This is a genomic window from Streptomyces sp. NBC_00310 (assembly GCF_036208085.1).
Lineage (GTDB): Bacteria > Actinomycetota > Actinomycetes > Streptomycetales > Streptomycetaceae > Streptomyces.
Genome location: NZ_CP130714.1, coordinates 5,172,180 through 5,185,131, shown reverse-complemented (window position 1 = coordinate 5,185,131; position 12,952 = coordinate 5,172,180). Strand labels below are relative to the sequence as shown.

Genomic DNA, 12,952 nt, shown 5'->3' with positions numbered 1-12,952 from the left:
TTCCGCCATTCAGTTGGGGTCGCCCGTGCGATCCCGCCCACCTTGACCAGTGCTATTGAATGTCTATTCATTCCCATGAGTGGCGGGAATTCAGATTTGCGCCCATGGTTCCGAAGAATGGCGAACCGTGCAGCCACCCACCCCGGCCGACACCGCCGATCCGGTCACCCCGTCCGTCTCCCCGCAGGGCACCACGCTCGGCTACGCCCTGTTCGCCACGCGCTGGCTCCAGGCGCCGCTGTACTTCGGTCTGGTCGCCGCGCAGGGGGTGTACGTCTACAAGTTCTTCAACGAGTTGTGGACGTTAATCGTCCGGTGCGTGAGCGGGAGTGCCACCGAGACGTACGTCATGCTCGCGGTGCTCAAGCTGGTCGACGTCGTCATGATCGCCAATCTGCTGATCATGACGATCGTCGGCGGCTACGAGACCTTCGTCTCCCGCATCGGTCTCCAGGGCCACCGTGACCAGCCCGAATGGCTCTCGCACGTCAATTCCAACGTGCTGAAGGTCAAGCTCGCCACCGCCATCGTGGGCATCTCCTCCGTCCATCTGCTCCAGATGTTCGTGGACGTCCACCACACCTCCCACCACGCGCTGCTGTGGGGCACGGTCATCCACATGGCCTTCATCGCCTCGGCGGTGCTGCTGGCGTACATGTCGGGGCCGATGCTGCGCGAGGACAAGGGCCACGGTTCCCACCACCACGGCCCGCCCGACGCCCCGAAGCCGCCGCAGGGTCCACAGAGGCCGACGGAACCCACGGAGCGGAGGGAGCCGAAGGGGTCCGCCACCGCCCCCGTGCTGCTCCGGTCGCCGCTGCCGATCCCGGCCCAGGCCACCTCGTACGAGAACTACGAGAACTACGAGACGTACGAGACCCGGGGCGCCCCCTCCTCCCCCGAGACCCGTTTCACGCGGGGCGGGGCGCGGCTCGTGCGGGACGAGGCGCGGCGCACGGCGTACGGGGACGAGGGCGGGCGCGCGTTCGGCGGCGAGGCCGGGGCCGAGGGACGGGTGCGGGCGGCCGGGTTCCCGGCTCGGAAGTTGCTGGAGGAGTTCGACGAGGGGCACCCGCGCTCGTTCGACCGGCGGCTGCTGGCGCGGCTCGGGACGCTGGACTTCGTCGCCACCGGGCGGAACGTGGTGTTCGTCGGCGCCCCCGGCACCGGCAAGACGCATCTGGCGATCGGGCTCGGCGTACGGGCCTGCCAGGACGGGCACCGGGTGCTGTTCGCGACCGCCACGGAGTGGGCCGCGCGGCTGGCCGGGGCGCGGGCCGAGGGCAGGCTGGCCGAGGAGCTGTCCGCGCTCGACGCCTGCCCCCTGCTGATCGTCGACGAGGTCGGCTACCTCCCCTTCGACACGGACACCGCCCGGCTCCTCTTCCGGCTGGTCGCCCACCGCTACGAGCGGGCCTCGCTGATCGTGACCAGCGACCGGCCGCTCGGCCGCTGGGAGGAGATCTTCGGCGGGGCCGCCCCGGCGATGGTCGACCGCCTCGCGCACCACGCCGAGATCGTCCTGCTCGAAGGGGACAGCTACCGGCTGCGCCGCGCTACTTCAGCAGGCTGACGTTCTGGATCAACGGCCCCTCCACGCCGACGCCCTCGCCCACCAGCGTGCCGAGTTCGGGCAGGGGCAGGGGTAGGGGCGGGTTCGCGGCGGCAGGGGCGGCGAGTGCCCCCACCAGGGCGACGGCGGCGGCAGCGGAGACGAGCGTGGCGAGCGGGCGCATGCGTAGGTGGGGCCTTTCGAGCACAGGGGTCGATCTCGATCGGACACAGGGTGGCTGCCCCGCGTCACGCGAGAGGATGCGCCGGGTGCCCCGCCCTCGCCCATGGGTGGGAAAAACGGGGATGGCCTGCATGAACTCCCGCATACGCCCGAACGGGTGAAGCGCGGGAGACCGCTTGATCAACTCGCTCAGAGCGAGTCGTCCGCCAGTTCCGCGACGCCCGTGATGCGGTGCAGCGGGAACGTGCGTACCTCGTCCGCCGTGTGGTCGTACGCCGTCACGAAGCCGCCCTCGACGCGCACCGGGGCGATGACGCGCTGGCTGGCGGAGCCCTCGGCGTTGACGTAGCCGATCCACAGGGACTCGCCGGTGAGGACGGCGGCCTGCATCGTCGCGAGGGTCTCGGCGGAGCCGGTGCGGGGCAGTTCGCCCGTCGGAGCGGCCGGGCCACCGGTCGTCCTGCGGGGCGTGGTGGAGGCGAGATCACCGGCGCGGATGGCGCGGATCGCGGCGCCCAGCAGGGTGTCGTCCGGGACCGGCGGGCCGTCCGGGACGGGCTCCGGGGCCGTGCGGGCGGGCGTGCGGTGGGCGTGGGCCCGGGTGATCAGGACGTCGCCCTCCACGGACTCGGCGGCCGGCGCGTACCCCATCGCGCGCAGCCCGTCGAGCAGTGTCCCCGGGTCCGCCTGGGCGGCGAGGACGGTCGGTGCCAGGCGCCGCAGCCCGAGCCCCTGCGACCGCTTGTCGGCGAGGATCTCGCTGAGCATCGCGTCGTCGTCGCAGCGCACGTACGCCGACGCCGCGCCGATCCGCAGATGGCCGTGGCGCCGGGCCACGTCGTCGATCAGATACGCGAGCGGCTGCGGGACCGGCGTACGGGAGTGGGCGGTCAGGAAGTCGTGCAGGTCGGAGGCGCTCCGGCCCGCGTCCAGCGCCCGGCGCACCGACCCCGGCGTGAACCGGTACACCGTCGCGCCACCCTTCGATTCCACGTCCGCCAGGACACCCAGCACGTCGGCCAGCGGCCGCTTCAGCGGGCCGGGCGCGACGGCCGTCAGGTCCGCCTGCAGCAGGACGTGGTCCAGCGGCTCGGGGAGCAGCGGCGCGAGCAGCCGGGCGGCCCGGGCGGCGGCCGCGGCCTGCTCGGCGACGGGGTCGGGGGAGGGGGCGGGGGCGGGCCCGGGATGGTGCGGCAGCGGGACGTGGTGGGCGGGGAGCTTGTCGCCGGGGGTCGCCGGCAGCTCGGCCGTGGCCACGGCTTCGTGAGGGAGGCCGAGGAGCGCCCGGCCGTGCGAGGACAGCGCGCCGCGCCCGGTGACACCGAGCGACTCGGCCTCGGAGAGGGTCCACCGGGCGACACGGGCGCGCAGGTCGTCGGCCTGGCCGGCCGGCGGTGCGGGCCGGCCGGGCGGTGCGGGTTGCTGCTGGGGCGGTGGGGACTGCCGGCCGCCGCGGGTGGGGCGTTCCCAGCGGAGGCGGGCCAGTACGGAGTCGGGGGTGGCCGAGGCGCCTGCGGGGAGCGCGGCGAGCAGCGCGAGAACCCGGTGGCGCACCTCGGGCGCGGCCGAACGGTCCAGGCCCGGGCCCAGCGCCGACAACGTACGGTCCTTGGCGTCCCGTTCGCCGATGACGCCCGGTGTACGGGTCGCCGTCAGCCAGGCCGTGGCGAGCCACGCCCAGCGCTCGGCGGCGGGCAGCTCCAGCCACTCGTCGTACGCGGGGGTCGCGGCGTACCGTTCGTCGGCCTCGCCGTCCGACGCCAACAGCCCGGCGGCGTAGGCGAGTTCGACCCAGAACGCGGCGACGGGCTCGGACACGTCGAGGGCCATGGCGGTCCGCTTCAGGTCCCGCACGCTGAGCCCGCCCGCGCGCAGTACGCCCGGCCCGCCCTCGTCCCAGTCCTTCAGCAGCTCCTCCACGGTCGCCAGCGCGGTGTAGGCCTGGCCGGCCGCCGTGGCGTCCACAACCTGTGGATGGTGCGCGGCCGCCGCCTCGACGGGCGGCGGCACGGGCTCGACCTCCTGGTGCGCCTTGCCCGCCCGCAGATGCAGGGCGACCTCACGGGGGATGACGACCGTGCCGGGGGCGGTCGGCAGGAGCAGGCCCCGGTCCAGCAGCCAGCGCAGATGGGCCGCCGGGCTGGCGGTGACCTGGCCGTACGGCGGGCCCCACACCAGAAGGGTCAGGACGTCGAGGGACTCGGGGGGCGCGGACGCGAGGAGCGCGGCCATGCGCCGGCGGTCGGTGAAGAGGCGGCTGAGGGCGGTGACGGCCGACACCGAGTCGTGGGTGCTCGCCAGACCGGCCTCGGCGACGATCTCCTGCACCCGACCCGGCGACATACCGGCCGTGGCCTCCGCGACGGTCGGCCCGAGACCGGTGGGGGAGGGGTGCTGCGGCGAGGGGGCGAGCAGCTCACGGGCCGTGCGCACGAGGCGGAGACGGTCGTCGGGGCCCCACACCAGGGCCTGGTCGCGCAGCGTGCCGAGCGCGTGGGGCAGCGCGGCGGTGACGGCGGGGTCCGCGTCGTCACCGGCCAGCAGGGACGCGAGTTCGTCGTACGACGCCGGGTCGGCCGCCACGGCCAGCGCCTGGGCCGTCTGGAGGGCGAACCGGTCCAGGCGCTCCAGGGCCCGTACGACCGACGCGCGGGTCCCGGCCCGGGTCGCCAGCTGGGTCAGGTCCGTGGGCACGGGCGTGATGAGGTCCGGCCGCGCCCGGAGCAGCACGGCGAGCGAACGGTCGTCCCGCCCGCGCAGCGCCTCCGCCAGCGAACGGGGGGCCCCACCGGCCGGCGCCGCCTCCGTGGGGATGTGCTCCTCGGTGCTCATCCGGCCAACGTTAGCGCCTGGGCTGCGCCGGACCGGGGCGCCTGGTGGCTCGGGGCGGACTGTGTTCGGGCGGCTGCGGGTGGGAGGTGGCCGATCGCGCGGTTCCCCGCGCCCCTGAAGGGACGCGGCGGCACCTCGCACCGCCGAGCCGGACCCAACCCCCAACCCCCAACCCCCGACCGCCGACCCCCAACCCCGACTGCCGGGCGCCGAAGAACCCCGCTCGGAAGCGATACCGTCGGGGGAGTACGCGCGCCAACCCCGGAGGGGCTTCGTGGGGATTGAGAGCGACCAGGTCGTCTACGAGTATCTGAGCCGGGTCGGCGACCTGGCTCAGCAGCGGCAGTTGCCGTCGGCGACGCGGATGCGTCTGGTGTCGGGGCTGCGGGACGAGATCGACCGGCGGCGGGCGAAGGCGCCGGTGGACAGCCCGGCCGCCGTGCGGCGCATCATCGCCCGCCTGGGTACGCCGGACGAGGTCGTCGAGGCGGCGGGCGCGCCCGGTGACGTACCGGAGCCTCGGGCGGCCGCCGTGCCCGTGCAGCGGGTGACCGGTGGGGACGAGGACGACGCGGACGCGGAGGAGCGGCCCAAGGGGCTGTCCAGGAGTCTGCGGCGGGTCGTTCCCCGGCCGCGTCCCGCCGAGGCGGGGCCACCGCCCGTGGTGGGTGGCGCCGCTCCGCCGCATCTCGCTCCCCTGCACGAGCTGGGGGACGGCGATGCGCAGCCCGACTGGTGGCGGGTCGGTGGGGGCGGTGGGCCCGGGGGTGCTGATCTCGGGTTCGGGCTCGGGGACGCGGTGCCGGGGTTCGTCGGCGGTGTGGAGATTCCCGAGTTGCTCAAGCCGCCGCCGGTGAAGGCGGAGGGGGAGAGCGGGGCGGTCGAGAAGGCCGGGGCCGCTGCCGGGGCCGCTGCGGGGGCCGCCGGGAAGGGGGAGACGGCTGCGGCGGTCGAGACGGAGGAGGGCGGGTCGCGGCGGCGGCGGTTGCCTCTGCCCCGGTTGCGGCCCGCGGGTGGGGGGTGGAGCAATCCGCTGCTGTTGCTGGCCGCCGTGCTGTTGGTCGCGGGGGCGGTCATGGGGAGTCTGGTGCCGTTGGGGCTCGGGTGGCTGATCGCCTATCTCTCGCGGCGGTTGACGCCGGCCGAGTCGAAGTGGGCGGTCATGGGCATTCCGGGGGTCGTGGCCGCCGGGGGGATCGTCTGGCTCTGGGGGCGCGGCGACGGACGTTGGGGCGAGCCGATCGCCCAGGGCCACATGAGCGACGCGCTCGGCGACACCTGGCCCTGGATGCTCCGCGTCGCCGCCGTCTCCTCCGCGCTGTACCTCTTCTGGCGCTCCCAACGCCCCCGGTGAACAGGGTTTCTCTCGCCCCCGCCGCCCCTACCCGTCCCTTCCTCAAGGGGCTGCGCCCCTTCGCCCCCCAGCCGCGGGTCCGGTGGGGGCTGGTCGCGCAGTTCCCCGCGCCCCTCGAAAAGCAGGGGCTGCGCCCCGTGCTTTCCGCTTCCCGCACCCGGCCCACGAATCCCCCGGCTCACAATGGACGGCATGAACTCTCGCGTGCTGACCGTCGGGTTCGATCTCGACATGACGTTGATCGACTCGCGGCCGGGGATCCGTGCCTGTTACGAGGCGCTGGCGGCGCGGACGGGGACCCACATAGACGCCGATCTGGCGATCACGCGGCTCGGGCCGCCGCTCGCCGACGAGCTGGCGCACTGGTTCCCGGCGGCGGAGATCCCCGCGATGGCGGACCTCTACCGCTCGATGTACCCGACGATCGCGATCGCCGCGACCCCCGCCATGCCGGGCGCACCGGAGGCGATCGCGGCTGTCCGGGCGGCCGGTGGCCGGGCGATCGTGGTCACGGCCAAGTACGAGCCGAACGCCAAGCTGCACCTGGAGCACCTCGGCATGGAGCCGGACGAGCTCGTCGGCGACCTGTGGGCGGAGGCCAAGGCCCGGGCGCTGCGCGAGCACGGGGCGAGCGTGTACGTCGGCGACCACACCGGCGACGTACGCGGCGCCCGCACGGCACAGGCGTACGCGGTCGCCGTCGCCACCGGCCCCTGCGACGAGCGGGAGCTCCAGGAGGCCGGCGCCGACGTGGTCCTCACGGACCTGACCGCGTTCCCGGAATGGCTCGACACGCACCGCCGGACCCGCTCCCGGTAGGCCCCGGAGCCGGGCATGACCGGAGACCGGCAGGCCCCGGAAACCGCTGGGGCCGGAAACCGGTAGGCCCCGGAGTCCGGTGGGCCCCGGAAAGCGCTGGGGCCGGAGTCCGGCAGGACCGGAGTCCGGCAGGTCCCGGAAAGCGCTGGGGCCGGAGTCCGGCAGGACCGGAGTCCGGCAGGTCCCGGAAAGCGCTGGGGCCGGAGTCCGGCAGGACCGGAGTCCGGCAGGTCCCGGAAAGCGCTGGGGCCGGAGTCCGGCAGGACCGGAGTCCGGTGGGCCCCGGAAACCGCTGGGGCCGGAGTCCGGCAGGACCGGAGTCCGGTGGGCCCCGGAAACCGCTGGGGCCGGAGTCCGGCAGAACCGGAGACCAGTAGGACCCGCAAACCGCTAGGGCCGGAGGCCAGTAGGACTCGGAAACCGCTGGGGCCGGAGTCCGGCAGGACGGAAACCGGCAGGAACGGAAACCGCTAGGCTTAGAAACGCGCCTCGCGCGCCCTTCTGCGTCCCGCGGCGGCGGATTGGAGGACTCCGGCGCCGGCGAGGAGGAATCCGACGCCCATGAGCATGCTCAGGACGAACATGTAGGTGGGGAACGGAGTCGTTCCGAGGAACAGCGGGGCCACGGTGACGAGAGTGGCCACGGCGCCGACGATGAACACGACGGCGCCGGCACGGATCAGCCGGTCACCGGGTTCGGCGGAATTCGGTTGGGTTTTGTCACGCACCCGACCAGGGTAGTTCCCGGCGCCAGGGAACAGCCGGCCGACGTCTTGTCACCCGCCCCCGGACCAACCGACGTCATCCGACCGATGTCCCTGAGCGTCGGACCTGGTCGGAGTGGGCCGGCAGAGGGCGGTAGACGACGAGCGGGCAGACCCCACAGGCACGCGAGCCTTCCTGGGCGAACCACCGGCAGTCGCTCCGGATGGCGCATCGCGGCAGGCCGCTGTCGGACGCCTCGGGCGTGTCGGCGGGTCTGGCGCTGATCAGGCGGCCGATGAGGGAGCAGTCCCGTCCGCTCCAGTTCTCACAGCCGCCCTGTCGGCACCCGTCGGCGAACCGGAAGCGTGACTCGGGGTCGCCGTGCTGCCCGCAGGCGTCGAGGAACTCCTGGTCGACGGGGAGGGCGGGACGGAGGTATCCGAGGCGGCCGTCCTCCCCCAGCACCGCGATGAGCACGGCGCCTTCATGGCATGGGGAGCTCGGACACGTCATGCCCTGCGTCACCACCGGGGGATGGGCCGGCGAGCCGGTACCGGCGTCCGGACCGGGCATTCAGACCTCCATCGTCCGTACGCGGAGCCCTTGTGTGTGCCCCGGCCGGCCCAGTGACTCCACCGCGAAGCCCTGGCCGAGGAGGTCGACGGAGCGGCCGTCGAGGTTGACGGCGGCCAGCTCGATCAGCACGGCCTTGCGGACGGCGGCGTCGAGGCGCTGCACCACCTCGTCGGGCAGGTCGATCCCGTCGATGTCGACCTGGAACTTCTGGCTCTTGTTCGGCATGGCAACCTACCTCGTCTCACTCGGTCGCCCGTTCTGAAACCGGTTCCGGGGGCGTACGGGTCGGGCGTGCCGGGCCGCTCGACGGCGGCCGCACTCGGTCAGCCAAACACCGCGCCGGGCGCCGTGCCATCGCTCGCGTCCGACCGGGTGTCCCCGGGCGGCGGCTGCCGCCGCCGTGTCCAGAACGACGTGTGCCAGCGTTCTTCGGCGCTGTAGCAGAGAGCTCGGGCGCGAACGAATTCCGTGTGGATCGCCTCGATGCGTTCCGCATATCCGCTCAGCGCGTGCGCGTCGCCCGCCGCGTCGGCGGTGACGGCCTCCGCAGCCGTGAGGCCTGTGGCCAGGGCTGTGGTGATGCCGCGGGCGGCGATGGGGTCGCAGGCCGTGGCCGCGTCTCCGACCGCGACCCACCCGGGTCCGGCCGCGGGGCAGGTTCGGGAGGTCGAGGCCCGTGCGATCCGCAGCGGGGCCGGCGGGTTTGTCGTGCGGGGGTGCAGGCGTGCTCGGACGTGCGCGGTCGCCATGAGCTCCCGCCACCAGACGTCCGGTTCGTGGAGCGAATGCCCGGCGGCGACGTCGGCGTCGGTCATCACCATGGCCAGGGCCGCTCCGCTGGGCAGTGGTGCGGTGTACCACCAGCCGAGGGGCACGGACTCGACGAGGGAGGCTCGTGGGCTGCTGTGGCACGAGCGCTGGGGCGGGGGCAGGCGTGCCGCGAGAGCGACCAGACGGTCGTCGCGTCGGAGGGTGGCGCCGACACGCCGGGCGAGGCCGGCGTTCGCGCCGGTGGCGTCGATGAGGTAGCGGGCACGGATCGTCTCTCCGCCGAGAGTGATGCTCCAGTGTCCGGGAAGCCGCCGTGGGGCGCGGGCCGGGCAGGGTCGGTGCAGGGCGCCGGCCTCGCGGGCGGCGTCGAGCAGCGCGCTGTCGAAGCGGGTGCGATCCAGGTGCCGCCCCGGCCCATGGGGGTCGCGGAGGAAGTCGGTGTCGGTGAGTGTGCTCCCTCCCCAGGCCGACTGGTTCCCGAAGCACGGTGTGTGCGGTGCGTGGGTCACGCGGTCCAGCACGCCCAGGCCTTCCAGCAGGGGCCCGGCCTGAGGGGAGAGGCTCTCGCCGAGCTTCCAGCCCCGCCGGGCGCGGCCGGGCTCGGCGATGAGGACCGAGGCCCCCTGGCGCAGCAGGGTCAAGGCGGCCGCCACGCCCGCCGGTCCGCCTCCGGCGATCAGTACGTCGCAGGTCTCCTCCCCCGGGCGGAGGGTCATCAGTGGACCGGGCCCATTCCGCGGACCTTCGGCCGGCTGACGCCGCCGTCGGCGAATGCCTGGGCCATGGCTTCCGACAGGACCGGTGGAGTGACCATGACCTGGGATCGCGGTGGGGCCAGGTCCGGCAGAGGGCAGCCGGCCGCGATCCACTCGACGGTGATGTCGCGGCCGGTTCTGTTCGTGCCGGGCACAACGGCGGCGAAGGCCCTGCCCATGGCGTTCGCCGGGGCGAGGAGATCGCTGAGGAACGAGCTTTCCTCAGGGTGGCCAGGGGAGACGAGCCGGTTGTCCGAGTGGGCGATCGCTGCGAGGAGCGACCCCGTCGGCTGGGCGAACCACCATGCCACCGATTCCGTCCTGGTGCGGCCGGGGTCCGCGGGATCGGGGCCGCTGATGACCACATTGGTGTGGGCGGTGTTGCCCGCCTGGCGTCGGCGGAGGGTGTCGACCAGGAGAATCATCGCCTCCAGGGGAGTCAGTTCCGCTGGGGGCGGCTGAGCACCGAGCGAGCGTGTCCACTCACGCCACAGCTCCAGCTCGTCGTCGGTGAAGACCTTGTACATGGGGCCGGTGGAGGTGGTCAGCTCGAAGAAGGTGCTCTTCTCCGGGTCACCGGCCGAGATGAGGCCGGATTCCTGAAGTTCGTTCAGCAGGCCCGGCGGGTCGAGGAACCAGTTGTCGATCCTGTTCTCACCGAGTTGCTTCTCCCCGTGGTTGAGGGAGGCGAACGCCGCTTTGCGTTTGACCACGTCGACCAATCGCATTTCCGGAGTGGGTGGGAACTTCAAGAGGTTCGACAGATCGTCGTACAGCGTGCCGGTTCGGGCGAAAGCGACGTAGCCGTTCCAGATCCGCTGCCACTGCTCCTGTACGGCTGCCTCACCGCCGCTGTTGTAGACCGCTTCCAGGTACAGGAGGACGGCATCGCGGGCTTTCGCGCCGTGTCCGTCCGCCGCGTTGTCGATTCCGATGTGCAGCGTGTAGAACTGCGGGTCGATGCCGTGGTATTCCAGCAGCTTCACCGTGGGCCTCAGCCAGAGCACCTCCCACTCCAGGTTGAGCGTCATGCCGAGCAACTCGGGGAAGAACTCCTGGGAGTGCTGGGAGATGGCCAGCTCGAACGCGGGAAGCGTGTAGGCCGAGTCGAGCATCTCGGGCAGCGTGGCGAACTCGTAGGAGTCCACCGGCGGCAGGTACAAGCCCACGCTGTGCATCAGGCCGGAGTAGATGTTGGCGTGGTTCAGGGCCGGGTTTCCGTTGCCCGTCTCATCCATCCAGATGGAGAACAGGAATGCGTGGACTTCGGAAATCGGCCCGGCCGGCGTGATGTTCCGCAGCCATGCACCGTCGAGCAGGTTGAACGGCGCGTACTGACGAATCCGCTCGACGACGTCACGACGGGTCCGGAACATGTCGTCCGTCGCCGGATCATAACTCTCGACCCACTCCAGGATGTCGGTGTAGATGCGCTGCAGGCGCGACTCGAGCGCGTCGGCCGAGAAGCGGAACGGGCGCAGTGTCAACGGCAGGCTGGGGTCGTCGGCTTGTGCCGCCGCGGCACGATCCAGGACCTCTTGCGCGTACTGCCTGGCAGCCTGCGCCTGTTCCGGAAAGCGGTCCGGGTGCTGGAGCACGTAGAGCCACTCGCGGTCGCTGAGCCCGGCCTGTCTGGCCCGCTCCGTCTCCACGAACACCTTCTCGCCGCCCGCACCGGCGCGAGCGGTCACAAACCCGAGGGAGCTCCACTTGTCGACCATGTCGTTGGAGCCGCGAACGGTCTCGTTGAACTCGGAGACCCTCTCCAGGTACTGCTGCGCGGTCTCCCCCGGCCGCCGCGCGAGGTCCACCGGCCGCATCACCTGCAGCCCGAGGCCGCGTGCCCAGGGCTTGCGGGCCGTGTCCAGTTCCGACAGTTGTCCGGCAGCCTTCGTCGCCGCTCGGATCAGGGTGCGGTACTGCTCCTCCGGCAGCACGTCGTCGGGGCGCTGGGCCGGCCACCAATGCGTATTGCACTGAAAGAAGTCTCCCTGCCAAGGCACGGCCATGTGCTTGGTGACGTCTCCTGCCGCCAGCTCTTCGCGCAACCGGAAGGGCCCCTGCCAGGTCTCCGGTTCGTCGGCGATGAACGTCATCTCGATCCCGGGGAAGAACGGTCCTCCGACGCATGCCTCGAGCGCGGCCCGGACCAGGGCGTGCGGCTGTTCCGCCGGCGGCAGGTCGGTCAGCGGCACGGGTTCCGCGGGGTTCGTTCCGTCGGCGACGAAGTCTCCTTCGGCCCAGCGCCGCATCCGCTCGTACTGCCCCGGGAGAAGCGCGAACCATCTGCGCGGGTTGCCGTCGACCGGGTCACCGCCGTCTCCCGCGAGCTGGGGCATGAACGAGTAGTTCGCCTGCGTCACATCCTGGGCGCCGGGGGCGCGCAGCCGGGCGAACACCGCCTTCCGGAACGGCGCGTCCTCAGGGGCGTTGGAGGCCAGGCGCGCCAGCCGGTACGCGTCGAGGAAGTCGGCGCTCCCGCCTGTGCCGTGTCCCCGCAGGGCATTCCTGTTCACCCACCTGTATCGGCAGATACGGGCGAGCAGCGGATGGATGTCCCGGGTGAACGACACCTCGCGTTCCGGCGGGAGCGAGCCGGCGCGTTCGGCGGCTTCCCGGGCCACGTCGTAGAGCGTGACCAGGTTGGTGATGTCCGGGGCGAAGTCGGGAGGCGCCACGAGGACCCACGCCGGCTTCACCGGTACCGACCGGCCGCCGCTCACCGTGACCGTCGCCGTGACCGGGCCGTCAGAGGTGTCGTCGAACCAGTGGTCGTTGTTCGCGTAGTGCAGGACGGGGTTGTCCGGCTTCACGGACGCCGAGCGCCCGTACCCGCCCAGCACGAGGAGCCGACCCGCCTCGTCCGTACGCAGTTCGCCCAGGGATACCGTCGTCCCGAGGAACTTCCCGCTGTCGAAACGGGCGCCCGTGCCGTCCGCGTGCACGCCTTCGACACTGCGCGGGCCGGGGGCGATCACCAGGGATGCCCGTGCCTGCGGATCGGCGGGGTCGATGTGCCCGTTGCGCCGGTTCTCGGGCTGATCGGACGGGTTGTTACGCCCGTTGAACTTGAACCAGGCCCCCTTCGCGTTCGCCAGCTCCACCGTCCAGCGGATCTCTGCCTCCGCGGCGGTCACCTCGCCGAGCACGTTGTGGTCCTTGTCGTACGCGTAGACACGGAATCGTGCCGCCTGGCGCTTCACCCGTCCTTCGGAGTCCTTGAACCCGCCGGCCGGGTCGACACCGACGCCTGGTGCCTCCGGGCCCACGAAGAATTCGCCTGGGCTGTTCCCGACACGGGCGATGCCGAGGGGCGGATGGATTTCGCAGGAGGCGATGTCGTCGGCGTTCATGGCCCAGCGTCTATCACGCGTGCGCAGATTCCGTCGGCATATGCGGCAGTGG

At 72.5% G+C, this 12,952-nt stretch carries 10 protein-coding genes; 3 read left to right on the top strand and 7 right to left on the bottom strand.

The features are described 5' to 3' along the window. Nucleotides 1–127 precede the first annotated feature (127 nt). Nucleotides 128–1,573, top strand: a complete 1,446-nt coding sequence (istB, locus tag OG202_RS22655; protein WP_328223455.1) for an IS21-like element helper ATPase IstB — start codon at nucleotides 128–130, stop codon at nucleotides 1,571–1,573. Here istB and OG202_RS22650 read toward each other — a convergent pair. Together OG202_RS22650 and OG202_RS22645 are read right to left on the bottom strand one after the other, a co-directional pair. After that, on the bottom strand, nucleotides 1,557–1,736 hold the full coding sequence (locus OG202_RS22650) for a hypothetical protein (RefSeq protein WP_328223452.1): 180 nt from the start codon (nucleotides 1,734–1,736) through the stop codon (nucleotides 1,557–1,559). The two genes, istB and OG202_RS22650, sit on opposite strands and share 17 nt — an antisense overlap. A gap of 188 nt (nucleotides 1,737–1,924) precedes the next feature. Continuing rightward, a complete protein-coding gene (locus OG202_RS22645) occupies nucleotides 1,925–4,567 on the bottom strand; it encodes a helicase C-terminal domain-containing protein (protein ID WP_328223450.1) in 2,643 nt (880 codons plus the stop codon). Between the two features lie 274 nt (nucleotides 4,568–4,841). Between OG202_RS22645 and OG202_RS22640 the strand changes: the two genes are divergently transcribed. Continuing rightward, nucleotides 4,842–5,921: a hypothetical protein gene (locus OG202_RS22640; RefSeq protein ID WP_328223448.1), complete on the top strand. Its 1,080-nt coding sequence runs from the start codon at nucleotides 4,842–4,844 to the stop codon at nucleotides 5,919–5,921. A 192-nt stretch (nucleotides 5,922–6,113) separates the two neighbouring features. Then, nucleotides 6,114–6,740: an HAD family hydrolase gene (locus OG202_RS22635; protein WP_328223447.1), complete on the top strand. Its 627-nt coding sequence runs from the start codon at nucleotides 6,114–6,116 to the stop codon at nucleotides 6,738–6,740. A gap of 476 nt (nucleotides 6,741–7,216) precedes the next feature. Here the strand turns inward: OG202_RS22635 and OG202_RS22630 are convergent, their stop codons facing one another. From OG202_RS22630 to OG202_RS22610, 5 genes are all read right to left on the bottom strand, one after another. Beyond that, nucleotides 7,217–7,468: a hypothetical protein gene (locus tag OG202_RS22630; RefSeq protein ID WP_327729038.1), complete on the bottom strand. Its 252-nt coding sequence runs from the start codon at nucleotides 7,466–7,468 to the stop codon at nucleotides 7,217–7,219. A 73-nt stretch (nucleotides 7,469–7,541) separates the two neighbouring features. Continuing rightward, complete coding sequence (locus OG202_RS22625) at nucleotides 7,542–7,922, bottom strand: hypothetical protein (RefSeq protein WP_328223445.1); 381 nt, start codon at nucleotides 7,920–7,922, stop codon at nucleotides 7,542–7,544. 96 nt (nucleotides 7,923–8,018) lie between these two features. Next, nucleotides 8,019–8,246: a hypothetical protein gene (locus tag OG202_RS22620; protein ID WP_326581901.1), complete on the bottom strand. Its 228-nt coding sequence runs from the start codon at nucleotides 8,244–8,246 to the stop codon at nucleotides 8,019–8,021. Nucleotides 8,247–8,344: 98 nt separating this feature from the next. Continuing rightward, nucleotides 8,345–9,508, bottom strand: a complete 1,164-nt coding sequence (locus tag OG202_RS22615; protein WP_328223444.1) for an NAD(P)/FAD-dependent oxidoreductase — start codon at nucleotides 9,506–9,508, stop codon at nucleotides 8,345–8,347. Further along, a complete protein-coding gene (locus OG202_RS22610; protein WP_328223442.1) occupies nucleotides 9,508–12,900 on the bottom strand; it encodes a LodA/GoxA family CTQ-dependent oxidase in 3,393 nt (1,130 codons plus the stop codon). The genes OG202_RS22615 and OG202_RS22610 overlap by 1 nt, the downstream gene beginning before the upstream one ends. Between the last annotated feature and the right edge of the window lie 52 nt (nucleotides 12,901–12,952).

Bases quoted from the DNA above. Each gene is read 5' to 3' on its own strand.
- OG202_RS22650 (WP_328223452.1), bottom strand. From the start codon at position 1,736: ATGCGCCCGCTCGCCACGCTCGTCTCCGCTGCCGCCGCCGTCGCCCTG.
- OG202_RS22645 (WP_328223450.1), bottom strand. From the start codon at position 4,567: ATGAGCACCGAGGAGCACATCCCCACGGAGGCGGCGCCGGCCGGTGGG.
- OG202_RS22635 (WP_328223447.1), top strand. From the start codon at position 6,114: ATGAACTCTCGCGTGCTGACCGTCGGGTTCGATCTCGACATGACGTTG.
- OG202_RS22620 (WP_326581901.1), bottom strand. From the start codon at position 8,246: ATGCCGAACAAGAGCCAGAAGTTCCAGGTCGACATCGACGGGATCGAC.
- OG202_RS22615 (WP_328223444.1), bottom strand. From the start codon at position 9,508: ATGACCCTCCGCCCGGGGGAGGAGACCTGCGACGTACTGATCGCCGGA.
- OG202_RS22610 (WP_328223442.1), bottom strand. From the start codon at position 12,900: ATGAACGCCGACGACATCGCCTCCTGCGAAATCCATCCGCCCCTCGGC.